This window comes from Nakamurella multipartita DSM 44233 (assembly GCF_000024365.1).
In the GTDB taxonomy this organism is placed as follows: domain Bacteria; phylum Actinomycetota; class Actinomycetes; order Mycobacteriales; family Nakamurellaceae; genus Nakamurella; species Nakamurella multipartita.
The window spans coordinates 2,207,665-2,230,759 of sequence record NC_013235.1; the positions used below are offsets into that span (position 1 = coordinate 2,207,665).

21 protein-coding genes are annotated in these 23,095 nt (G+C 73.2%); 14 read left to right on the plus strand and 7 right to left on the minus strand.

Annotation, left to right across the window (positions count from 1 at the left end):
• Positions 1 to 12 precede the first annotated feature (12 nt).
• Positions 13 to 921, minus strand: coding sequence for a universal stress protein (locus NAMU_RS09955; protein WP_015747284.1), 909 nt, complete (start codon positions 919 to 921; stop codon positions 13 to 15).
• A gap of 353 nt (positions 922 to 1,274) precedes the next feature.
• On the opposite strand from NAMU_RS09955, the gene NAMU_RS27250 reads away from it, so the two are divergent.
• From NAMU_RS27250 to NAMU_RS09970, 3 genes are all read left to right on the plus strand, one after another.
• On the plus strand, positions 1,275 to 2,531 hold the full coding sequence (locus NAMU_RS27250; RefSeq protein ID WP_015747285.1) for an ATP-binding cassette domain-containing protein: 1,257 nt from the start codon (positions 1,275 to 1,277) through the stop codon (positions 2,529 to 2,531).
• A complete protein-coding gene (locus tag NAMU_RS09965; protein ID WP_015747286.1) occupies positions 2,518 to 3,309 on the plus strand; it encodes a hypothetical protein in 792 nt (263 codons plus the stop codon). Before NAMU_RS27250 ends, NAMU_RS09965 begins: the two co-directional genes overlap by 14 nt.
• Positions 3,310 to 3,414: 105 nt before the next feature.
• Positions 3,415 to 4,074 carry a response regulator gene (locus tag NAMU_RS09970; RefSeq protein ID WP_015747287.1) on the plus strand — a complete coding sequence of 220 codons (660 nt, stop codon included), beginning with the start codon at positions 3,415 to 3,417 and terminating at the stop codon, positions 4,072 to 4,074.
• 49 nt (positions 4,075 to 4,123) lie between these two features.
• On the opposite strand, the gene NAMU_RS09975 is transcribed toward NAMU_RS09970, so the two are convergent.
• Complete coding sequence (locus NAMU_RS09975; RefSeq protein WP_015747288.1) at positions 4,124 to 4,855, minus strand: hypothetical protein; 732 nt, start codon at positions 4,853 to 4,855, stop codon at positions 4,124 to 4,126.
• A 138-nt stretch (positions 4,856 to 4,993) separates the two neighbouring features.
• On the opposite strand from NAMU_RS09975, the gene NAMU_RS09980 reads away from it, so the two are divergent.
• The 4 genes from NAMU_RS09980 (at position 4,994) to NAMU_RS09995 (ending at position 9,657) form a co-directional block, all read left to right on the plus strand.
• Positions 4,994 to 6,781, plus strand: a complete 1,788-nt coding sequence (locus tag NAMU_RS09980; RefSeq protein WP_015747289.1) for a GAF domain-containing sensor histidine kinase — start codon at positions 4,994 to 4,996, stop codon at positions 6,779 to 6,781.
• Between the two features lie 234 nt (positions 6,782 to 7,015).
• Positions 7,016 to 8,110 (plus strand): IS110 family RNA-guided transposase, encoded by a 1,095-nt coding sequence (locus tag NAMU_RS09985; RefSeq protein ID WP_052307725.1) that lies wholly within the window; start codon positions 7,016 to 7,018, stop codon positions 8,108 to 8,110.
• A gap of 147 nt (positions 8,111 to 8,257) precedes the next feature.
• The gene (locus NAMU_RS29205; RefSeq protein WP_015747290.1) at positions 8,258 to 8,698 is read left to right on the plus strand and encodes a hypothetical protein; all 441 of its coding nucleotides are present in this window, start codon (positions 8,258 to 8,260) and stop codon (positions 8,696 to 8,698) included.
• Positions 8,695 to 9,657: an alpha/beta hydrolase gene (locus tag NAMU_RS09995; protein ID WP_015747291.1), complete on the plus strand. Its 963-nt coding sequence runs from the start codon at positions 8,695 to 8,697 to the stop codon at positions 9,655 to 9,657. The genes NAMU_RS29205 and NAMU_RS09995 overlap by 4 nt, the downstream gene beginning before the upstream one ends.
• A 20-nt stretch (positions 9,658 to 9,677) precedes the next feature.
• On the opposite strand, the gene NAMU_RS10000 is transcribed toward NAMU_RS09995, so the two are convergent.
• On the minus strand, positions 9,678 to 10,358 hold the full coding sequence (locus tag NAMU_RS10000; RefSeq protein ID WP_015747292.1) for a hypothetical protein: 681 nt from the start codon (positions 10,356 to 10,358) through the stop codon (positions 9,678 to 9,680).
• Positions 10,359 to 10,518: 160 nt separating this feature from the next.
• On the opposite strand from NAMU_RS10000, the gene NAMU_RS10005 reads away from it, so the two are divergent.
• The 4 genes from NAMU_RS10005 (at position 10,519) to NAMU_RS10015 (ending at position 15,233) form a co-directional block, all read left to right on the plus strand.
• Complete coding sequence (locus NAMU_RS10005) at positions 10,519 to 11,085, plus strand: NAD(P)-dependent oxidoreductase (protein WP_052307883.1); 567 nt, start codon at positions 10,519 to 10,521, stop codon at positions 11,083 to 11,085.
• Positions 11,048 to 11,248, plus strand: a complete 201-nt coding sequence (locus tag NAMU_RS29210) for a hypothetical protein (protein WP_407669233.1) — start codon at positions 11,048 to 11,050, stop codon at positions 11,246 to 11,248. Before NAMU_RS10005 ends, NAMU_RS29210 begins: the two co-directional genes overlap by 38 nt.
• Positions 11,241 to 14,084: an FAD-binding and (Fe-S)-binding domain-containing protein gene (locus tag NAMU_RS10010; protein ID WP_015747293.1), complete on the plus strand. Its 2,844-nt coding sequence runs from the start codon at positions 11,241 to 11,243 to the stop codon at positions 14,082 to 14,084. The genes NAMU_RS29210 and NAMU_RS10010 overlap by 8 nt, the downstream gene beginning before the upstream one ends.
• Before the next feature lie 123 nt (positions 14,085 to 14,207).
• Positions 14,208 to 15,233: a ribokinase gene (locus NAMU_RS10015; RefSeq protein ID WP_083786017.1), complete on the plus strand. Its 1,026-nt coding sequence runs from the start codon at positions 14,208 to 14,210 to the stop codon at positions 15,231 to 15,233.
• A gap of 79 nt (positions 15,234 to 15,312) precedes the next feature.
• Here NAMU_RS10015 and NAMU_RS10020 read toward each other — a convergent pair whose 3' ends face one another.
• Entirely contained in the window at positions 15,313 to 15,546 is a 234-nt protein-coding gene (locus tag NAMU_RS10020; protein WP_052307884.1) for a hypothetical protein, read from the minus strand.
• A gap of 132 nt (positions 15,547 to 15,678) precedes the next feature.
• Positions 15,679 to 16,359 (minus strand): response regulator, encoded by a 681-nt coding sequence (locus tag NAMU_RS10025; protein WP_083785783.1) that lies wholly within the window; start codon positions 16,357 to 16,359, stop codon positions 15,679 to 15,681.
• A 60-nt stretch (positions 16,360 to 16,419) separates the two neighbouring features.
• On the opposite strand from NAMU_RS10025, the gene NAMU_RS27255 reads away from it, so the two are divergent.
• On the plus strand, positions 16,420 to 19,044 hold the full coding sequence (locus NAMU_RS27255; protein WP_015747296.1) for an ATP-binding protein: 2,625 nt from the start codon (positions 16,420 to 16,422) through the stop codon (positions 19,042 to 19,044).
• On the opposite strand, the gene NAMU_RS10035 is transcribed toward NAMU_RS27255, so the two are convergent.
• The gene (locus NAMU_RS10035) at positions 19,007 to 19,399 is read right to left on the minus strand and encodes a response regulator (RefSeq protein WP_015747297.1); all 393 of its coding nucleotides are present in this window, start codon (positions 19,397 to 19,399) and stop codon (positions 19,007 to 19,009) included. The genes NAMU_RS27255 and NAMU_RS10035 overlap by 38 nt on opposite strands.
• A 192-nt stretch (positions 19,400 to 19,591) precedes the next feature.
• Here NAMU_RS10035 and NAMU_RS10040 point away from each other — a divergent pair, with 192 nt between their 5' ends.
• Positions 19,592 to 20,584: an LLM class flavin-dependent oxidoreductase gene (locus tag NAMU_RS10040; RefSeq protein WP_015747298.1), complete on the plus strand. Its 993-nt coding sequence runs from the start codon at positions 19,592 to 19,594 to the stop codon at positions 20,582 to 20,584.
• Here NAMU_RS10040 and NAMU_RS10045 read toward each other — a convergent pair.
• Positions 20,581 to 21,030 (minus strand): TIGR03668 family PPOX class F420-dependent oxidoreductase, encoded by a 450-nt coding sequence (locus NAMU_RS10045; RefSeq protein ID WP_015747299.1) that lies wholly within the window; start codon positions 21,028 to 21,030, stop codon positions 20,581 to 20,583. The two genes, NAMU_RS10040 and NAMU_RS10045, sit on opposite strands and share 4 nt — an antisense overlap.
• A 66-nt stretch (positions 21,031 to 21,096) precedes the next feature.
• On the opposite strand from NAMU_RS10045, the gene NAMU_RS10050 reads away from it, so the two are divergent.
• Complete coding sequence (locus tag NAMU_RS10050) at positions 21,097 to 23,091, plus strand: acetoacetate--CoA ligase (protein ID WP_041368690.1); 1,995 nt, start codon at positions 21,097 to 21,099, stop codon at positions 23,089 to 23,091.
• Positions 23,092 to 23,095: the final 4 nt, after the last annotated feature.

Genomic DNA, 23,095 nt, shown 5'->3' on the forward strand with positions numbered 1-23,095 from the left:
GTCCGGCGTTCCTCACCCCGGTTCCGGGCGGACCACGATCACCGGCACCGTGGCCTGGGTGACCAGCCGCTGGCTGGTGGAGCCGAGCAGCAGACCGGCCATGCCGCCGCGCCCCCGGCTGCCGACCACCAGCAGGCGCGGCCGCTGCGCCGCCGGACTGCCGGCCGCGTAGTGCAGCAGGGTCTGCGCGGGCTGCCCACGCAGCACCAGCTGCCGAACCGGGACGTCCGGGTACTTCTCGGCCCATCCGGCCAGCTCCCGCGCCAGCACGGCCCGTTCCTCATCGTCCTCCAGGTGACCGATCTGGCTGCCGCCCTTGGCGAATCCGCGGTAGGCCAGCTCGTCGAAGACCAGGACCGCGACCAGTTCCGTGTGGTGCACGGCGGCCTCGTCGAAGGCGAAGCCGATGGCCGAGATGCTGTCCGGGCGGCCGTCCACCGCGACCACCACCGGGCCGCCGGGTCCGGCTGCCGTCAGGTCGGCGGCCGGCGGCACGACCGCGACGGGCGAGTGCGCGTGGGCGGCCACGTACAGGGCGACGGAGCCGACGAGAACCTCCGGCAGCCGGCCGTGCCCGCGGGTGCCGACGACCGTCATCGACGTGTGCCGGGACCGGGTGACCAGGGCCCGCCGCGGGTCGACGAAATCCAGGCTGGTCCGCACCTGAAGGTCCGGGTGTTCGCGCCGGACGACGGCGGCGACGTCGGCCAGGCGTTCCCGGTTCGCCGAGCGCACCGCCTCGATCACCGGGGCGGGAAACACGTACCCGGAATGGTTCTCCAGCGGTTCGTTGATGGACAGCAGCAGCTCCAGTGTCATCCGCCGCCGCGCGGCCTCCTGGGCCGCCCATGTCGCGGCCACCATCGACTCGGGTGAGCCGTCCACGCCCACGGTGATCGTGGCCTGCCGTTCGATGCCCACGTCGAGCTCCTCCGCGCCGAGAACCGAGACCTGTCGTGGACGAGTATCGCCAGCTCGGGCGGGTTCTTCCCGGGGCGAAAGTCCCCTCTGCCGATCACCGTCCCGGCCCGGCCCACAGGGGGACCTTCGGTCCAGCAGGGCACGTCCAAAGCCTGCTGACCCGGCCGGCTCCGCGGGATTGACTGGACCTCGTACCCGCCGGTGGAGGGTCGGCGGGAACGGCAGCACGGTCGCCGATGCCCGGTGACCGAGCACGACCCGACGCAGACCGAGGCCACCCGTCACGGCAGTCGATGCCCGATTGCTGCGGTGCCCGGCCCGCGTGATCCGTTCTCACTGAAGGGACGAGCGCCATGAGCGGCCGAGTCCTCGGGGCCGAGCTGGGCGAGGTGAACCTGCCGTCCGGGCCGGCCCTGCTGGTGCTCGGGCCGGTGCTGCTGGCGGTGCTCGGGCTGGTGATCTACAGCCTGGTCGACCTGGTGCGGGCGCCGCAGGTCAAGTACCTGCCCAAGCTGGCCTGGGGGTTGATCATCGTCATCGGATCGGCCCCGTTGGGCGCGATCGCCTACCTGCTGTTCGGCCGCGGTCACGCCGCGACGCCCGAGCGGCCCGGCCCTCCGGCCCCGGTCCCGGCCCCCGTCCCCGGTCCCACCTCAGCCCTTGCCCGCGTCGCGGTCGAGCCCGCCCTCCGCGACCCGATCCTGATCGAAACCGCCGCGCTGACCAAGGATTACGGCGGCACCGGGCTGTTCGACGTCGGGCTGGCCATTCCCCGTGGCTGCGTCTACGGGCTGGTCGGCCCGAACGGCTCGGGCAAGACCACCCTGTTGTCCATCCTGGCCGGGACGCGGCACGCCGATCGCGGTACGGTCCGGATCGCCCTGCCGCGAACGGCGATCGCGGTCTGCCCGGACGTCCCCGAATTCGACGGCTGGCTGACGGCCACGGAGGCGGTGAACCTGGCCCGGACGATGATCGGGATGCCCCCGCACGGCGACGATCTCGCCGCCGCCCTGCACACCGCCGGGCTGGCCGACGTGGCCGACCGGCCGGTCGGCGGCTTCTCCCGTGGGATGACCCAACGCCTCGGGCTGGCCTGCGCGCTGGTCGGAGACCCGCAGCTGCTGATCCTGGACGAACCGACGTCGGCGCTGGACCCGGCCGGCCGGGCCGACATGCTCGATCTCATCGCCAGCATGCGCGGCCGGCGCACGGTCGTGCTGTCCACCCACATCCTGGCCGACGTGCAACGGGTGGCCGACGAGGTCGGCGTCCTGCGCGCCGGGCGGCTGCTCTACCAGGGCCCGACGCGCACCCTGATCGATACCCACCTGCAGCCGCGATGGCAGATCCGGATCGCCGGGGACACCACGGCGTTGCGGGCCGAGCTCGGCCGCCAGCCGTGGGTCACCGCGGTGCAGCCGGTCGGCCCGGACGCGCTGCGCGTCGAGGCCGTCTCGATCGAGGCCGGCGAGCGGGGCATCCCGGTCGCGTTGGCCGCCGGCCGGGAGCGGCTCATCTCCTGCGAGCCGGTGGCCGCGGATCTGGAGGCCGCGTTCCTGGCCTTGACCACGACCGCGAAAGAGGTGATCAGCGGTGTCCACAGCTGACCCGGCCCTGATGGCCGCCACGCCGCGGGCGATGAGCCTGTGGCGGCTGGAGATCCTGCGGTTGTTCCGCACGCACCGGTGGATCGCGCTGTTCGGGGTCTACCTGGCCTTCGGGCTGCTGGGCCCGGTGACGGCCACGTACCTGCCCGACATCCTCACCCGGGTCCAGTCGGAGATGACCATCATCGTGCCGCCGCCGCAGCCCAAGGACGGGATGACCAACTACATCAACCAGGTCGGCCAGACCGGGGTGATCGTGGTGGTGGCGATTGCGGCCGGCGCGCTGGCCTTCGACGCCCACCCGGGCGTGTCGATCTTCCTGCGGACCCGGGCCACCGGCATGTGGAGCCTGATCCGGCCCCGGCTCACGGTGACGCTGGCGGCGGCCATCGCCGCCTACGCGCTGGGCACCCTGGCCGTCTGGTACGGCACGGCCGTGCTGCTGGGCCCGCTCCCGGCCGGATCGATGGCCGCCGGGCTGCTGTGCGCCGCGCTCTACCTGACGTTCGTCATCGCGGTGGTCGCCGCCGCCGCATCCCTGACCCGGGGGACCCTGGGCACCGTCGGGCTCGCCCTGATCACCTTGCTGCTGCTGGCGATCGCCGGCAGCGTGGCCCCGCTGCACGACTGGCTGCCGTCGAGCCTGGTCGCCGCGCCGGCCGATCTGCTGACCGGCGCCACACTGGTCGACTTCCTGCCGGCGATGGCGGTGGCGGTCGTGGCCAGCGCCGGGCTGGTCGCCGGGGCCGTCTGGAGGTTGGGCCGGCGCGAGATCTGAACCGGCGGCCGGCCGCGTGGTCCCCGGTCCGGTCTGGCCGTAGGGTGGGTCCCGGTTGTCTCCATCGGGCGTGGTCGGGGTGCCCGTCATCCGAAGGAGAATGCTGTGCTCACCGTGTTTCTGGTCGACGATCACGAGGTCGTCCGCCGCGGCGTCGGCGACATGCTGGACGAGGAAGAGGACCTGACCGTCGTCGGGCAGGCCGGGTCCGTGGCCGAGGCTCTGGCCCGCATACCCGCCCTGCGCCCGGACATCGCGGTGCTGGACATGCGGCTGCCCGATGGCAATGGCGTCGAGCTGTGTCGGGAACTGCGGTCGCGGATGCCCACGCTGAACTGTCTGATCCTGACCTCCTACACCGACGAGCAGGCGATGCTCGACGCGATCCTGGCCGGGGCCGGCGGGTACGTCATCAAGGACATCAAAGGCATGGAGCTGGTGTCCGCGGTGCGGACGGTCGGATCGGGTCGCTCGCTGCTGGACACCCGGGCGGCGGCCGCGTTGATGTCGAAAATCCGCGCCGAGGCACAGGATCCGGGGCCGCTGGCCGGCCTGACCGAGCAGGAACGGGTCGTGCTCGACCTGATCGGGCAGGGCATGACCAACCGGCAGATCGGCGAGCGGATGTTCCTGGCCGAGAAGACGGTCAAGAACTACGTGTCCAGCGTGCTGGCCAAGCTCGGCATGCAGCGCCGGACCCAGGTCGCCGTGCTGGCCACCGAACTGCGCGATCAGCGGCAGCGCGGTCGTGACGGCCTGTCCTGACCGGGGCGCGCTCATCGGCCCGAGCCGCCCCGCAACGCCGCCACGGGGGTCAGGTGGGGGCGCCCACCCGGAGCAGGGCCTGCGGCCACAGGCCCCCGCCGATGATCCGGCGCACCTGCGCTCGCCCGCCGGGCGCACGCAGCGGCTCGGGATCGACCCGGCTGAGGACCCCGTTAAGGGACGCGGTGAGCAGCACCCGTTGCAGCGCCTGCCCGGACTGCAACCGAGCCGTGGCGCCGTCCAGCACGGTCCCGATCACCAGGGGCGACGGTGCATCGGGGTTCCCGGCCGGGGCCTCGGCCGCGGCCGAACCGGGCAGGCGGGCCAGCCAGGTGCGCTCGACCCGGGCGGCCTGCTGCAGCTGGCCGACCACGCTCGCCCCGACCGGCGCAGCCGGCGCCGGCCGACGGTCGCGGGAGTGCAGGACGGCCCGGAGCAGGGCCCGGTCGGCTGGGGTGACCCGCGCGGTGCCCTCGGGCCGAAGCACGGCGATCAGATCGGGCCGGCCCGGATCGGGCAGGGTGCGCACGGTGACGAAGGTCCCCGAGCCGCGGATCAGCAGCCGCAGGTTCAGCAGCAGGGCGCCGCCGATCAGCATCAGCTCCCGGTGCCGGGGGTCCGCCACCGGCGGCAGGTCGGCGCGCAGCGAGATGGTTCCGGCCGCGCAGTGCCACGACCACGGCGCGGAATCGGCGGGAGGAAGGTCGGTCACCGACTCGGCCAGGGCCGCGTCGACCTGCGACCAGCTGAGGGCGCCGAAGTCCCTGGTCCTGGTATTCACATGTCCGGTCCCCGTCTACTCTGGACATTTGGTGCATATGGCGCTCACTCAACAGTCATTCCCACCACTATTCAGTCCGGCCGGACCCGACTACAGGGTCGAACGTCCCGCCTGGCCGACCCGGGAGTGTGCAGCTAGATGACGACGCCGGATGGACCGGATTTCGAACGGGCCGGGCCGCCGCCCGCGGCCGGTCAGCCGACCGCGCGCCGGGGCCGGTCCAGGCCCTGGCGGGAGGACCTGCCGCAGGTGGGTCAGCGGCTGTCCCAGGAGCGGCTGCGGGAGCTGCTGGACGAGGTCGGCGACCGCGTCGAAGGCATCGTGTCCGACACCCGGGAGCGGATGGACGCGCTGCTGGACGCCGTGCTGGCGGTGTCCTCCGGCCTGGACCAGGACGTCACCCTGCGCCAGATCGTGCAGGCGGCGATCGAGCTGGTCGACGCCCGATTCGGCGCGCTGGGGGTGCTCGGCGAGGGCGGCATGCTCAGCAAGTTCGTCCACGTCGGCATCGACGATCAGACCCGCGAGCTGATCGGACCGCTGCCCACCGGGCACGGGGTGCTCGGGGTGGTGATCGAGGAGAACAAGCCGCTGCGGCTGGCGGACCTGTCGCAGCATCCGATGTCGATCGGCTTCCCGCCGCACCATCCGCCGATGCGAACCTTCCTCGGCGTGCCGGTCCGGGCCCGGGGGGAGACGTTCGGCCGGCTCTACCTGACCGAGAAGCGCAACGGCGAGGAGTTCACCTTCGACGACGAGGTCGTGGTCTCGGCCCTGGCCGGTGCGGCCGGGATCGCCATCGACAACGCCCGGCTGTACGAAGCGGCCCGGCAGCGGCAGGCCTGGCTGGAGGCCACCGGCGAGGTCACCGCCCAGCTGCTCGGCGGCTCGGACACCGAGGAGGCCCTGCGCCTGATCGCCAGCCGGGCCCGCGAGCTCACCAAGGCCGATCACACCATGATCGCGTTGCCGGTCGAGCCGGCCGACGGCGCAGCCGAGCCGGGCGAGCTGGTGATCGCGGTCAGCGTCGGGCTGGACTCGGTCGAGCTGACCGGCCGGCGGGTCCCGGTCGCCGGATCGACCATGGGCACGGTGTTCCTGGACCGGCTGCCGCGCAACGTGCTGCGGCTGGACTTCGACCTGACCGGGCAGTTCGGTCCGGCGATGGTGCTGCCGTTGGGCACCGGCGAGCAGATCAGCGGGGTGCTGCTGACAGTGCGGCGGCCCGGGTCCGACCAGTTCGACGAGCAGGAGCTCAACCTGGTCTCCACCTTCGCCGACCAGGCCGCGCTGGCCCTGGATCGGGCGGAGAGCCAGCTGGCCCGGCGGGAGATGGAGGTCCTGGAGGACCGCGACCGGATCGCCCGGGACCTGCACGACCACGTCATCCAGCGGCTGTTCGCGATCGGGCTGGGCATGCAGAGCACCCACCGTCGGGAGAAGTCCCCCCACCAGGCGGCCCGGCTGGCCGACCACATCGACCAGTTGCACGACGTCATCCAGGAGATCCGGACGGCGATCTTCGACCTGCAGGCGGGCCCGGCCCAGGAGCCCGGGTTGCGGTCCGCGCTCAATCAGGTGATCTCCGACCTCACCGGGGACGCGGCGCTGCGCACGACCGTACGGATGTCCGGCCCGCTGGACGTGATCCCGCCCGACCTGGCCCAGGACGTGCAGGCGGCCCTGCGCGAGGCGGTCAGCAACGCGGTCCGGCACGCCCAGGCCACCGAACTGATCATCACGGTCTCGGTCGAGGACGATCTGGTCATGGACGTGACCGACAACGGGGTCGGGCTGCCCGAAACGGTCGCCCGCAGCGGTCTGCACAACCTGGGCCGGCGGGCCGCGGCGGCCGGCGGCGCCCTGTCGGTCACCCGCCCACCGGCCGGCGGCACCCGGCTGATCTGGACCGCGCCGCTGCCCTGACAGTGAGGATGTAGGGGTGGATCGCCGTCGAGCTTCGGCTTGACTCGTGCCCTGACTGACCGTGGTGTCCTGAACGGGATGTGTCGGCCGGGGTTCGGCGGCGATCTCGGCACCTGCCGGACGGGCGTCGTGACCTTATAGGAGCCTGGCCAGAGGCCCCGTCACTGTCTTGTCCGCCCGCCCGACCGGCGCGTGCCGCCCTTCCCGGTTCAGCGACAGGACGGCAGGTCAACGATGACAGCAGTACAAGCGGAGCGACAAGCAGACTCATCGGCGGTCGAGGTGGTCGGCGGTGTGGACACCCATAAGGACACCCACACCGCGGCAGCGGTGGACACCGCGGGGCGGGTGTTGGGGTCGGCCCAGTTCCCCACCGACGCCGCCGGCTACCGGGCGTTGCTACGGTGGCTGCGCGGGTTCGGGACGCTGCTGCTGGTCGGTGTCGAGGGCACCGGTGTCTACGGGGCCGGCCTGGCCCGATTGCTGGCCGCCCAGGGCGTGGCCATGGTCGAGGTCGACCGGCCCGACCGCAAGGCCCGCCGGTGGCAGGGCAAATCCGATCCCGTCGATGCCGAGGCTGCGGCCCGGGCCGCGTTGGCCCGGGTGCGCACCGGGCTGCCCAAGCAGCGAGACGGTCGTGTCGAGGCGCTGCGGGCATTGCGGGTGGCGCGCCGTTCGGCCGTCGGGCACCGCGCTGACGTGCAGCGACAGATCAAGGCGCTGATCGTCACCGCACCGGAATCGCTGCGCGCCCAGCTGCGGGCGTTGCCCGACCGAGAACTGATCAAGGTCTGCGCCGACCAGCGGCCGGACCGTGCCGGTGCCGGCGATCCGGGCACGGCCACCAAGATCGCGCTGCGCTCTCTTGCTCGGCGCCACCGGGCGCTCAGCGTCGAGATCGCCGATCTCGACGAGCTGCTCGGTCCGCTCGTGGCCCAGATCAACCCCGGGCTGCTCGCACTCAAAGGCATCGGTCCCGACGTGGCCGGGCAGATGCTCGTCACGGCCGGCGAGAATGCCGACCGCCTCACCAACGAGGCCGCCTTCGCGATGCTGTGCGGCGTGGCGCCCTTGCCTGCTTCGTCGGGCAGGACGACCCGGCACCGGCTCAACCGCGGCGGAGACCGAGCCGCCAATAGCGCACTCTGGCGCATCGTCATCACCCGCATGGCCACCGACCAGAGAACCAAGAACTACATCGCCCGACGCACCGCCCAGGGGCTGACCAAGCCCGAGATCATCCGCTGCCTCAAGCGATATGTCGCCCGAGAAGTCTTCCTCGCGCTTACGTCCGCGTCCGCAGAAAAACGACCCGCCAAAGCAGCTTGACAACCATAGGAGCATCCCGGACGGCTCGCTGGGGGCGGCCGGTGCGATCGGCAGGACCTTCGGCCCGCCCGCGGGCGACCTCGGACGCTGTCCCGGTGCCGGCGACCGCACTTGGATGAGGGGTGCACCGATCTCGAGGAGGACCCCATGAACGCGCCGACCACCTCTGCCGCCCGCTTTGCCGGTCATCGGGTCGCCGGGGTCGCCCTGGTCGCCGTCGAGTGCTTCGTCGCCGTGGGGGCGGTCTTCGGCGGCGTCGGCCTGATCGCCGACAACGCGATCGGGATGCTGCCGGAATGGTTGGCGGGCACCCCGTTCACGTCCTGGTTCTGGCCCGGCGTGTTCCTGCTGCTCGTGGTGGCGGCGCCGATGATCGTGGCCGCCGTCGCCGAGCTGTCCGGCCGGGCCTGGGCCTACGCTGCGTCGCTGGTCGCCGGGGCGGCCCAGATCGGCTGGATCGTCGCGCAGTGGCTCATCTTCCAGCGGTACTTCTTCCTCCAGCCGATCATGCTGGCGGCCGGGCTGGCCGTCCTCGGGTTGGCCTGGTGGGTGCACCGCGGCGAGCCGATCCGGCTGCCGGGTCGATGAGCAGGCCGGCGGGACCGCACGCGCGGCCGCGACGCGGCGCCGCCGCGCTGGGGCTGCTGGCCCTCGGCCTGGCCACCGGTCTGGCCACTGCGGCCTGCGCCGGCAACCCGGCGACGTCACCGGCACCGGCGACCGCCGCGGCGCCCACGACGTTCTCGGCTCTGCCCGCCGGCCCCTGCGGGGACGACCAGGCCGGCCGCTACACCAGCGAGATCTTCGACGTCGCGCCGGTGCGCACGGTGACGTATTCCGGTGCACTGGCCGCTGACCTCTACACGCCGGCCAATGACCCGGCCACCTGCCGGGTCGGCGTCGTCTGGGTGCACGGCGGGGGATTCACCCAGTTCACCCGGGACAGCCCGGCCGAGCAGGCGTGGGGGGCGGCCCTGGCCCGGCGCGGCTACACCGTCGCCTCGATCGACTACCGGCTGGGCACCGGGGAGCCGTTCGGGCTGGACGACGCGACGACCCCGGAGCGGCAGGCGGTGGTGGCCGACGCGATCACCGATGCGCAGGCGGCCGTCGACTGGCTGCGCGGCTCGGCGACCGACCCCGGCAGTGCTGCGGGCGTCGATACCGGGGTCGATCCAGGACGGGTGGCCATCGGCGGCACCTCGGCCGGCGCGATGACCGCGCTCGGGGCCGGGCTCAGCGCCGGCCACGGGGACGCCGCGGACAGCCGGCCGCCCTGCGGGATCGTCGCCATCGCCGGTGATCTCGACCCCGACTGGATCGCCGGCCGGCCGCCGTCGGTGCTGTTCGTGCACGGCGACGCCGACCAGCTGGTGCCCTACCAGTCGGCGGTGGACGGGGCCCGGCTGGTCGAGCGGGCCGGGGGCCAGGCCGAGGTGGTGACGGTGCCCGGCGCCGGCCACGAGATCACCGGGGAGCCCGACGCCGAACTGGTCGCCACGGTCAGCGGGTGGCTCCGCGGGCACGTCGCCGGCGGTTGCGACTGATCGGCGTCTCCGCTGGCCGATCACCGCGCCGGCGGGCGGAGCAGGCGGACCAGGGCCCACCCGGTGAGGGCGGCGACGGTGCCGGCCATGGCCAGACCGCCGAGCACTCCGATCGCCGCGATCAGCGCGGCCGGCTGACCGGGCGCCCACAGCGGGGTGGTGATCGCGGTGAAGACCAGCAGGCCCACCGCCCAGGCGCCGGCCGTCGCGCCGATCCACCGGGCCGATCCGGGGACCAGCTGCCGCAGCACGAGCCACTGGGCGGTGCCGATCGAGCCGAGCAGCGCCGCCCCCAGCAGCAGGCCGCCGACGACCAGGATCGGGACCGGCAGCGCGAACAGGGCACCGTCGGCCAGCATCGGCAGCAATCCGATGCTCCAGGCGAGCACCGCGCCGGCGGCCGTGGCCAGTACCCAGCGCCCGGCCACCAGGGCCGGCAGCGCCCGGTGCAGCACGTGAGCCTGGGCCAGGCCCAGTGCCGCGCCCTCCGCCGCCCCGGCCAGCACGAGCAGCGGGGCCGCGGCCCAGGCCGGCCAGGACGAGACGACGGCAGCGGTGAGCGCCGGGACCGCGAAACCGAGGAACTCACCCAGGGTGGCCCACCGCACCCAGGGCCACCACCACCCCGGTCCGGCGGCGAGCGCCGGGGGCACCGGGAACGGCGGACCCGCTGAGGGGCCGGAGATGTCAGTCGCGCCCATGAGCCCACGATGGCCGGGCGCCGGGCCGGGCGGCAGAGCCGAAGGTCACGGCGGTCCGGGGGTTCGGCGTGTCGCGCACCGGCGGGTGCCGCCACCTTGTCGAAGCGTTCGGGGGCCCCGGCCGTCATGGACTGGGATCACTACCCGCGTCTGTGGTCAGTTGATCATCTGGGCGGCCGGCGCAGGCGCGCTGACCGTGCCGTCCGCCCCGCCGCCGCCGGCCGCGGCGACCGTCCCGCGCATCGTCGTCCACCCGGCGGGGCCGCCCGGGTGTGGGCGGAACCTGCCGCAGCACCGTGACGACCAGCGAGCCGGCCGGTGGACGCCGCGCGTCGGCCAGGAACTGGGAGGCGCGACGCTCGGGGTGGTGGGGCTGGGCGCCGTCGGGCAGCAGGTCGCGCGACTCGGTGCGGCCCTGGGCATGACGGTGCTCGGGATGCGACGAACCGCCGGTCCGGTCCCCTTCGTCTCCGAGGTCCTCGGCCCGGACCGGCTGGCCGAACTGCGTGCGCGCGCCGACGCGCTGATCCTGTGCTTGCCGCAGACCCCGAGCACCCGGGGCCCGATCGGGGCGAACGAGCTGGCCGACCTGGGACCCGGGTGGTTGGACAACGTCGGGCGCGGCTCCGCGGTCGACGAGTCCGCGCTGCTCCACGCGCTCCGTCGGGGGGCCCCTGCGTGGCGCGGCGCTGGATGTCGTCGATCCGGAGCCGCCCCCGGGGGATAGTGAGCTGTGGACCGAACCGCGCGTGCTGCTGACCGGCCACAGCGCGGTGCTGAGCCCACGGTGGGGCCAGGCCTGGACGCAGGTGCTGGCGGTCAACCTCCGGGCGGCCCGGGACGGGTCGGGCTGGACGAATCTGGTCACGGGGTCGGGGACCGATGACTGACCCGGCGGTGTCGGCGATGTCGTGGCCACGCGAACCGGACCCGGACGCCGGGGCCGTCGCGCAGGAGCTGCGGCGGGCCGGGGTCCCGGTCGAGACCGGCACCCGGCGGCGGGCGGAGTACAGCTCGGACGCCGGCAACTACCGCGTCGTCGCCGGGGCGATCGCCTTCCCCCGGCACGTCGACGAGGTCCAGCTGGCGGTCGCGGCCTGCCACCGGACCGGCACCCCGCTGGTCGTGCGCGGCGCGGGCACCTCCATCGCCGGCAACGCCATCGGATCCGGACTGGTCCTGGATCTGTCCCGTCATCTGCACCGGGTCCGGTCGATCGACCCGGACGCGGCGACCGCGGTCGTCGACCCCGGGGCCGTGCTGGACACCATCTCGGCCGCCGCCCGGCCCTACGGGCTGACGTTCGGGCCGGACCCGTCGACGCATTCCCGGGCCACCATCGGCGGGTCGATCGGCAACAACGCCTGTGGTGCGCACGCGATGTCGGCCGGCCGCACCGGCGATCAGGTCGTCGACCTGGATGTCGTGGGCATCGACGGCGAGCGGTTCACCGCCGGTGCGGGATTGGCGGGGCCGTTCACCGAGCCGCTGCGGGCGCTGGTGGGTGGCGATCTCGCGACCGTCCGCACCGAGTTCGGCCGGTTCCGGCGGCAGGTGTCCGGGTACGCCTTGGAGCACCTGTTGCCCGAGAACGGCCTGCACGTCGGACGTTTCCTCGCCGGCACCGAAGGAACCCTGGCGGTGATCCTGGGCGCGACGGTGTCGCTGGTCCCGGTGCCGGCCGCGACCGCGCTCGTCGTGCTCGGCTACCCGGACATGCCGGCCGCCGCCGACGCAGTGCCCGCGTTGCTCCCGTTCGCGCCCCGGGCGATCGAGGGCATCGACGCGCGCATGGTCGACGTGGTCCGCCGTCGCCGGGGGCGGGCCGCCGTCCCCGTCCTGCCGCGCGGAGCCGGCTGGCTGTTCGTGGAGGTGCAGGGGGAGTCCGCCGCGGCCGCGGTCGCCGCCGCGACCTCGCTGGTCCGGGCCGCCCGGGCGGTCGATCACGTCGTCGTCAGCGGTCCGGCCGCCGCGGCGCTCTGGCGCATCCGTGAGGACGGCGCCGGACTGGGTGGACGCACCCCTGGTGGCGCCCCGGCGTGGCCGGGCTGGGAGGACGCCGCCGTCCCGCCGGGCCGGCTGGGCGACTACCTCCGTGCCTTCGAGTCCCTGCTCGCCGACCACCGGCTGGACGCACTGGTCTACGGGCATTTCGGTGACGGCTGCGTCCACGCCCGGATCGACTTCCCGTTCGGCGCCCGGCCCGGGATCTTCCGGGAGTTCGTCGAGGCCGCGGCCGACGTCGTGGTCTCCTTCGGTGGGTCGCTGTCGGGTGAGCACGGCGACGGACGGGCGCGCAGCGAGTTGCTGCCCCGGATGTACTCGACGCGGGCCATCGAACTGTTCGGTGCGGTCAAACACCTCTTCGATCCGCAGTCGCTGCTCAACCCCGGCGTGCTGGTCGACCCCGCCCCGTTGGACGCCGATCTTCGCGTGCCCCGGGCCGGTCCGCTGCCGGCCCGGATGTTCGCACTGCCGGCGGACCGCAACGATCTGGGTATCGCCGCGCACCGCTGTGTCGGGGTCGGCAAGTGCCGCGCCGACACGACGGCGACGGGTGGCGTGATGTGCCCGTCCTACCTGGCCACCCGCGACGAGAAGGACTCGACGCGGGCCCGCGCCCGGGTGCTGCAGGAGGCGGCCAACGGCGGCCTGGTCGCCGGACTCGCGGCGCCGGAGGTCCTCGAGTCACTGGATCTGTGCCTGTCGTGCAAGGGCTGCTCGGTGGACTGCCCGGCCGGGGTGGACATGGCCACCTACAAGGCCGAGGTGCTGCACCAGCGGTACCGAGGCCGGCTCCGGCCGGCCTCCCACTACGCGCTCGGGTGGCTGCCGCGGACCGCCCGGATCGTGGCGCGCTTTCCGCGACTGACCAACGGCCTGCTGGGCTTTCGTCCGCTGGCCCGCGCGATCAAGGCCGCCGGGGGAATCGACCAGCGCCGCCCGTTGCCCCGCTTCGCCGACCGCACCTTCCGGTCCTGGTTCGCCGCCCGCCCGCTCGCGCCGGGCGACCCCGTCCTGCTGTTCGTCGACACCTTCACCGACCATTTCGCGCCCGAGGTCGGGCAGGCGGCGGTGGCAGTCCTGGAGGATGCCGGGGTCAGCGTCCGGGTCACGGACAAGCCGGTCTGCTGCGGGTTGACCTGGATCTCGACCGGCCAGCTCGACGGGGCCCGGCGGCAGCTGGGACGCGCGCTGCAGGCGCTCGATGCCACCGGCGACATACCGATCATCGGGCTCGAACCCTCCTGCACTGCCGTGCTGCGCGCCGATGCCGTCGAGCTGATGGCCCCGGCCGACGTCGCCCGCGCCGAACGGATCGCCGCCCGCACCCGCACGCTCGCCGAGTTCCTGGGGTCGCTGCCGAGCTGGACGCCACCGGACCTGAGCGGGGTGGTCGGGGTGGCGCAGACCCACTGCCACCACCACGCCGTCATGGGCTGGGACGCCGACCGGGAACTGCTCGACCGGGCCGGCGCCCAGGTGCGGTCGGTCGGCGGCTGCTGCGGGCTCGCCGGGAACTTCGGCGTCGAACGCGGCCACTACGAGGTCTCGGTCGCAGTCGCGCAGACGGCGTTGCTGCCGGCCCTGCAGGCCGCCGGCGACGATGCGGCGGTGCTCGCCGACGGGTTCTCCTGCCGACTGCAGCTGGATCAGGTGGCCGGGCGGCGGGGGCGTCATCTGGCCGAGGTGCTCGCCCACGGTCACGACGGCCGTCACTTCTAGAGTCAGGAAACCGGGGTGGGCGCCGCCGCTCGAACGGCTGCGCCGCGCCCGATCGGAACGGAGCGCGAATCACATGAGGACGACGACAGCCGAACGGGGCACGCGATGAACGAACGACACCGGATGACCGCACCGGCCGCGGTGACCGCGTCGTCCCCACCGGCCGGCCGATCGGACCCGGCCGACGTGATCGTCGTGGTCGGCTCGCTCAACGCCGACCTGGTCGTGACCACCGAGCGCCACCCGCAACCGGGGGAGACGGTCCGGGGCGGCAACCTTTCCGTCATCCCCGGGGGTAAGAGCGCCAACCAGGCCGTCGCGGCCAGCCGGCTCGGCGGACGGGTGAGGTTGATCGGCGCGGTCGGTGATGACGCCAACGGCGACCTGCTGCGTACGGCTGCCGCCGCGGCCGGCGTCGATGTCGCCGGCGTGCAGGTCCGTCCCGGGACGGTCACCGGAACCGCCGTCATCACCGTCGATGCCGCGGGTGAGAACACCATCGTCATCTCGCCAGGAGCCAACGCATTGGTCAACGCCGACCAGATTGGCGCCCGGACATTCGACGGGGCCGCAGCCCTGGTCCTGTGCCTGGAGATCCCGATCGATGTCGTCCTGACCGCAGCCCGCACTGCCGCCGCGGCGGGAGTCACGGTCGTCACCAATCTCTCGCCCTACCAACGGGTGCCGCGGGAACTGCTGACCCTGACCGATGTGCTGCTGCTCAACGACCACGAAGCGCAGCACCTGGTCGGCGCGACCGGTGCCACCTCGACTTCCGAGCTGCGCGACGCGCTGGCCGCACACCACATTCAGCGCGCCATCGTCACCCGCGGCGTTGATGGCTGCCTTGTCTTCGACGGTCCCGCCCCTGTCGTCCACGTCCCCACCGTGCAAGTGACGGCCGTCGACACCACCGGATGCGGCGACGCCTTCACCGGAGCCCTGGCCTTTCGCCTGGCTTGCGGGGACACCGTCGTCGCCGCCGCTCAATTCGCGACCAAGGTCGGCGCCTACGCAGCCACCAAACCAGGGGCGCAAAGCTCGTTCCCCACTGCTGCCGAACTGTGTCAGTTCCTGTCCGGCCGCGAGCCGGCGAGGCAGAACTCGATCCCTCCGGGAACGACGGTCGGTCATGGATCAGGGCAATGAGGTGCTCCTTGAACAGGTCACGGGTTTCAGCCTTGAGAGATCGACGAGCACGTGAGCGGGCGTCGAAAACGGCCGTGCGTCAGGGCTGACCGGGCGTCACCGGCGTCTGCGCCCGGAACACGAGGCGGGACCCCACCCGCACCTGGGCGTCGGCGAAACCCGCGGCGCGGAGCCGGTCGCCCAGGGTCTCGGCCGGTACCACGGTCTTGGTGTCGCCCAGGTGGATCAGCTGGAAGCGCAGCCCGACGCCCCGGTTGTCCGACCCGCAGAACACCCCGCCCGGCCGCAGGACCCGGGCGGCCTCGGCGAACAACCGGTTCTGGGCCGCCGGATCCGGCAGGTGGCCCGGGTTTGGCCGGCCGGCTCACCACCCTCTCGCCGACCGGCTGATCGCTCCGGACCGCGCCGCCGGCCACCGGTCGGTGGGCCCGGTGAGCGGGGCCGGTCAGTGGGCCGGCGGGCGGGTGCCGTCGCTGCCCGAGCGCAGCAGCCCCAGCCGGGAGGCGATCGCCACCGCCTCCAGCTGGGAGTGGGCGCCGAGCTTGTCCAGGATGTGCTGGACGTGATTGCGCACGGTGTGCACGCTGATGCCCAGCTCGCGGGCGGTCTGCTGGTTGGACCGCCCGGCGCCGACGAGTTGCAGCACCTCGGACTCGCGGGGCGTCAGGTCGCCGCCGGGTGGGCGGGGCCGGCTGGCGATCAGCGCACCGACCATGTCCGGCGAGATCGGCGTGTCGCCGCGCAGCACCGCGGTCACCGCGGCCAGTACCTCGCCGATGTGCTGGCGCTTGGTCACGAAGCCGTCGCAGCCGGCGTCCATCGCCTCCAGCAGCACCGACCGCTCGTCGGCAGCGGTCAGCATGAGGATCCGGGTCCGGGGTGAGCGGCTCTTCAGCGCCCGGACGCTGCCGGCCCCGGTGTCCCCGGGCAGCCGGTGGTCCAGCACCACCAGATCGGGTTGGACGGTGCCTACCGCGGCCATCCCGTCGGCCAGCGTGCTGTGGATGCCGACCAGCTCCAGCCCCCGGTCGACGAGCACCTCGCCGAGCAGTTCGGCGAACACCTGGTGGTCATCGATGATCATCACCGTGGCCCGGCCCGGTGCTACCGTTCGATGCATCGTCATCGAGGACGACCCGTCGGGGCACGCCGGGACGTCAGTCCTGTCCGAGCGGGGTGTACCGGCATGCACAAGCTCCTCGCACCAGGTGTAGACGCCCAGCGTGGCGACACCGACGGTGTCGAACCCGATGGTGTCACCGTCGATGGTGACACCGACGGTGGTGACACCGACGGCGCCGTCCTGGTAGTGCGGGCCGGCGACGTCGCCGCCGTGCGCCGATCGTCGCCCGATAGTGCCATTGTGGCCCTCGTCCGGTCGACCGAGCCGGCCGCGGCGATCGCCGCCCAGTTGGCCGGCGCTGACCTCGTGCTGCCCTGGACCGACGAAACCCCGCCCCGCGAAGCCGATCTCGCTGCGGCTCGGGTGGCCGCGCGGCTGCTCGCCGGGCGGGCGCGGGGGGTCCGCAGGCAGACCCGGGAAGCCGCGCACGAGGTCGCCGGCCAGGCCGGCGCGCTCACCCTGCTGGCCGAGCTGCTCGGCCCCGATCAGCCGCCCACCCGCGCCGAGCAGCTGCGCCGGCTCGCCGCCCGCGGCGCGCAGCTGGCCTGGCAGGCCGGCCGGGTGGCCCGCACGGCCGGGGCCGTGGTCGAGCGGGTGGACGTCGCGGCCGTGGTCCACGCGCTCGCCCGCACTGGGCCGGCCGAGCTCGACCTGCACGTCGACGCGCCCGCTCCGGTGGTCGCGCTGGTCGATCAGGCGCGGCTGATCCGCTCGCTCGAGCAGTTGATCGACAACGCCCGCCGGGCCGGGGCCCGGCAGCTCACGCTCCGGGTGAGCGGCCGGCCCGGGCCGGCCGGGGTGCGTGTGCTGGTCGTGGACGACGGGCCCGGGCTTCCGGCGGGCTGGACGTCGCAGACGGCGACGACGCCGTTCGTCAGTGGCTGGGCCGAACCGGCGGACGGGCTGGGGCTGGCCGAGGTCGCGGATTTCGCCGCCGACCACGGCGGCACGCTGCGGGTGACGCCGCGGCCGGACGCGGCCGGAGTCCGGGTGGAGCTGCGGCTGCCCGCGGCGGCCGACACCGGGCCACACCCGGGCGAGGTGGTCCCGCCGCCGGCCGATGCCGATGGGGCGCTGGCCGGCATCCTGGAAGGGATCGCCCGCCGGGCCCCGCTGGCCGAGAGCCTCGAGGACCTGGTCGCCACCATGGAGCGGCACCTGCCGGACAGCCGCTGCTCGATCCTGGTGCTGGACCAGGACACCCGAACCCTGCACCACGGGGCCGGGGCGCGGCTGCCGGCGGCCTACCGGGCGGCCATCGACGGGTTGTCGATCGGCCCGCAGGCCGGGTCCTGCGGCACGGCCGCGTTCACCCGGCAGGAGGTCGTCGTCGCCGACATCGCCACCGACCGACGCTGGGCGGACTACCGCGCGCAGGCCCTGCCGCACGGCCTGCGCTCGTGCTGGTCGCGGCCGATCCTGGCGGTCGAACAAGGCGTGGTGCTCGGCACTTTCGCGGTGTATCACGCCGAGCCGTGGGTGCCCGATGAGTCGGCGATCGAGCTGGTGCAGCGCCTGACCCACGTGGCCGCCGTCGCCATCGGCACCGCCGCGTTGTACGGGCAACTCGTGGAAAGCGAGGCCCGGTTCCGCAGCACCTTCGAGGCCGCCGGGCTGGGCATCGCCCTGGTCGGACCGTCCGGCACCATCCAGGACGCCAACGCCGCGCTCACCGCGATGGCCGGACGCGATGTCGTCGGCCAGCGGCTGGTCGAGCTGCTCGACCCGCGGGACGCGGCCGGCACCGCCGACGCGCTGGCCGCGCTGCTGCGGCAGCCGGAGACCGAGCAGCGGCTGGCCCCGGCCGAGGTCCGGGTGCGCCGGGCCGGAGAGCCGGAGCCGCTGTGGGCGGCCCTGAGTGGCTCGCTCATCCGCGGGTCGCAGAGCGAGCCCCGGCACTTCTGCATCGAGCTGTTCGACCTCACCGAACGGCGCCGGGTCGCCCAGGCCCGCCGGGCGCAGGCGGTCGCCCAGGCCGCCGACCGGGCCAAGAGCGAGCTGCTGGCCCTGGTCAGCCACGAGGTCCGCACCCCGCTCAACGCCGTCATCGGGTTCGCCCAGGTGCTGCGCGGCCTGCCGCTCACCCCCGAGCGGCAGTCGGCGGCGGTCGAGCACATCCTGGGCGCCGGCCGGCACCTGCTCCAGCTGATTAACGATCTGATCGACCTGACCGGAGCCGAAACCCGACAATTGCAGCTGACTTTCGAGCCGCTACCGGCCGGCCCGGTGGTCGCCGAGGCGATGCAGATCGTCGCCGGAATGGCCGAGGAACGCTCGATCGCGCTGAGCTCGCGCGCGGTCGGCGCCGGGCCGGCGGTGTGGGCCGACCGGCACCGGCTGCGGCAGGTGCTGCTGAACCTGCTGGGCAACGCGATCAAGTTCACCCCGGCCGGCGGCCGGGTCGAGGTGATCGTGGGCGACGGCGAGATCCTGGTCCGGGACACCGGCGAGGGCATCGCGCCGGATCAGGTGCCGTTGCTGTTCACGCCGTTCCATCGGGCCGGGACCAGCAGCGCCGAGGGATCGGGGCTGGGATTGGCGCTCTCGCAACGGCTGATGCGGGCCATGGGCGGCGAGCTGACCCTGCTGAGCACCGGCGCCGGGGGCAGCACGTTCATGGTGGTGCTGCCGGCGGCCGCGCCGGCCGCGGTCAGCGACCGGCCCCGCTCGCCGGTGCCGGCGTCGTGACCTCGCGCAGCACCCGCAGGAATTCGGCGACGTCGATCGGCTTGGCCAGGCAGCGGTCGGCGCCGGCGGCGCGGGCGCGGGCCAGGTCCTGGGCGCTGGTCACCCCGGTCAGCGCCACCACCGGCAGCCCGTCCAGCTGCGGGCGGCGCCGCACCTGGTCGATCAGCCGGTAGCCGCCCTGGCGATCGGCGCCCATCATCAGGTCGGTGATCAGCACGCTGGGCGCCGCGGCCAGCAGCAGCTCCAGCGCGGCCGCGGCCGTCCCGGCCGTGCGCACCGTGTGCCCGTCGGCCTCCAGCACCATCCGCAGCAGCTCCACGCCCGTGCGATCGTCGTCCACCGCCACCACGTCCATGCGCACCGTCCGCGATCGATCACCACCCGGAGTCGGGGCCCGACTGTAGTCCGCGGCGGGGCTCGCCGGGATGGTTCATCTGCACTAGATGCCGCTGATGTACTGGGCGCTTTCGCCGCCCGGTCCCGCGTGTGAGGATCGGGACCCGGTCAGCCGATCGGTCCGCAACGATGCGCAGGAGGCCGCAGGCACATGAAACTCGCGCTGTACCTTCCCAATTTCCGCGACAAGGTGACGGTCAAGGAACTGGAGGACCTCACCGCATTGGCCGAGGAGCTCGACTTCGACTCGGTCTGGGCCCTGGACCGGGTGGTGGTGCCCGAGGCCTCCGACCGCGGCGAACTGCAGTATCCGTTCGGCATGATGACCGAGTTCCCGAACGGCATGCCAGTCAACTCGCGCGGGCAGTGGTTCCAGGGCATGACGCTGATCCCGTGGCTGGCGGCCAAGACCACCAAGGTCCGCATCGGGATGAGCATCATCGACACCCCCTACCGCGCGCCGGGCGTGCTGGCCGCCGAACTGGCCACCCAGGACCATCTTTCCGGTGGCCGGCTGAACGTGGGCATCGGCGCCGGCTGGATGCCCGAGGAGTTCGCCGCGGCCAGCGCGACGGCCATCTTCCCGCGCCGGCACGCGCATGTGCGCGAGACGATGGAGATCATGCAGGGCATCTGGACCAACGAGGTGTTCGAATACCACGGCGAGTTCGCCGATTTCGGGCCAAGCGGGTTCGGGCACAAGCCGCTGCAGAAGCCCTATCCACCAATTTATTTCAGCGGGACCCGGGATCCCCGGCGGTCGGCTCGGCGCATTGCCAAGTACGGCCTGTCCGGCTGGATCGGCATCCAGGACTCGCCGGAGGAGATCACCCGATGGCGCTCGGAGATCGACCGGGAACTCGGCGAGCTGGGACGTGAACTGCCCGAGGGTTTCGACATGTGCAGCATGATCTGGTTCGTCATCACCGACACCGACGTCGACCAGACACCGGCCGGGAAGGCGTCCAACCTGCTGGTCGGATCGGCGCAGCAGGTCGAGGACATCCTCAAGCGCTACCAGGAAGCGGGCATGACGATGCCGCTGCTGTGGCCGCCGTTCCGGGACGTCCCGACGGCCAAGACGATGGACGACCTCAAGCGACTGACCGAGGAGATCCTGCCCAAGGTCAACGCGCAGGCCTAACCGGATTCGGCCGCCGCCCAGCCGGTCCACCGGGTCACCGCGATCGCGACGACCGGACCGGGCGGGCGGCGTTGCCGGTACGCCGGGTACCGAGCGGCCAGGGCGTCGATGGCCCGGTCGGTGTCAATGGCCGCGCCGGTGTCGATGGCCGTGCCGGTGTCGTGCACCGTGGCCCGGCCGTCCGCGCGAACCCACCACAACCGGCTCCAGTCGTCGTCGTAGACGTCGACCAGCACGCAGACCGCCGGCTGGGCGGCGATGTTGTCCATCCGGCGCAGGCGCGTGGTGCGCTTGGGTTTGTCGTCGACCACGAAGACGATCTGATCGTCGAGGAGGGCGAAGGTGATCGGAACCAGATGGGGCACGCCGGCCGCCGACACGGTGGCCAACCGCGCCACCCGGGCCGCGGCGAACCGGGCGCGGGCCTGGTCGGTGCTCAGCCGCATGCGGGTTCCCTTCGACGGGCCGGGTCGGTGCTCCGGGGATCTCCAGTCTCCGGTAGACCGGTCGCCATGGCGAGCGAACCCGCGATGAGTGAGATCCTCTGGGCCCCGTCGGCCGACCGCATCGCCCACTCCCGGTTGCGCGCGTACCTGGACTGGTTGCAGGAGCGGAAATCTCGTCCGTTCCCGGACCACGACGCGCTGTGGGCGTGGTCGGTGCAGGAACTGGACCGGTTCTGGCTCTCGATCGTCGACTACTTCGACGTCGACCTGCAGCGGGCCGACGGCACGGTGCGCACCGCCGATCCGATGCCGTTCACCCGCTGGTTCCCCGGGGCGCGGTTGAACTGGGCCCAGCACCTGCTGCGCGCGGGCGCCGAGGATGCCACCGCGCTGGTCTGCCTGCAGGAGGGCGGCGGCCCGGCCCGGCAGATCACCTTCGGCCGGCTGCGGGCGGCGGTAGCGTCGGCCGCCGGCTGGCTGCGCCGGGCCGGCGTCGTGCCCGGCGATCGGGTGGCCGCCTACCTGCCCAACACCGAGCACGCCGTGATCGCGGCCCTGGCCGCCGCCGCGGTCGGCGCGGTCTGGGCGTGCTGCTCGCCGGACTTCGGGGCCGAGGGCACGCTCGGCCGGCTGGCCCAACTCGAACCCACCGTGCTGCTGGCCGCCGACGGGTACCACTGGAACGGCAAGGACATCGACCGCGCCGAGGTCGTCGCCCAGTTGCGGGCCGGACTGCCGACGGTGCGCCGGTTCGTGCACGTCCCGTACGTGTTCGACCGTCCCGACCCGGCCGGTTCGACCCCGTGGAGCGACCTGCTGGCCGGCGACGAGCCGCTGACGTTCGAGCCGGTCGAATTCTCCCATCCGCTGTGGGTGCTGTTCACCTCCGGCACCACCGGCCTGCCCAAAGGCCTGGTGCACGGGCACGGCGGCATCACCCTGGAGGGGTTCAAGTGGTCCGGGCTCTACGCCGGGCTGCGGCCCGGCGAACGGATCTTCACCCACACCTCGACCGGGTGGGCGCTGTGGAACATCCAGATCAACGCGCTGATGCAGGGCGCCAGCCTGGTGCTCTACGAGGGCAGCCCCAATCACCCGCCGGGGGCGGTCTGGCAGGTCGCTGCCCGCACCGGCGCCGACGTCATGCTGCTGGGTGCCGCCGTCATCACCGCCACCGCGGCCGCCGGGGTCGACCCACGCGGGGCCGGGCTGGACCTGAGCCGGCTGCGGCACCTGCTGGTCAGCGGCTCCGCGCTGCCCTCGGCCGGCTACCACTGGGTGATGGAGCACCTGAGCCCCGACCTGCGCATCGATTCGACCAGTGGCGGCACCGACATCTCCGGCTCGTTCGTCGGTGCCAACGAGTACGCCCCGGTCCGGGTCGGCCGGATCGCCGGCCGGCTGGCCGGCGTCGACTGCGCGGCCTGGGACGAGGACGGTCACCCGGTGGTCGACGCCGTCGGCGACCTGGTGATCACCCAGCCGATGCCGTCGATGCCGGTGCACCTGTGGAACGACCCGCAGGCCCGGCGCTACCTGGAGTCCTACTTCGACACCTGGCCGGGGGTGTGGCGGCACGGGGACTGGGTGACGATGTACGCCGACGGCAGCATCGCCATCCATGGCCGTTCCGACTCGACGCTCAACCGGCAGGGCGTGCGGCTGGGCAGCGCCGACTTCTACGACGTGCTGGAGACCATGCCGGAGATCTCCGAAACCCTGGTGGTCGGACTGGATCTGCCTGACGACGGCTACTGGCTGGGCCTGTTCGTGGCCCCGGCCCCGGGCTACCAGCTCGACGACGACCTGCGGCAGAAGATCGTCACCACCCTGCGCAGCCGGCTCACCCCCCGGCATGTGCCGGACGAGATCATCGCCGCGCCCGCCGTCCCGCACACGCTGACCGGCAAGCGGCTCGAGGTGCCGATCAAGAAACTGCTGGCCGGCAAGCCGTTGGAGAAGGCGGCCAACCTGGCCACCGTCGACAACCCGGACGCCCTGCGCTGGTACGCGCGCTTCGCCACCGATCGCTGGGCCGAGCGCCGGTCCACCGCCGGGTGACGCG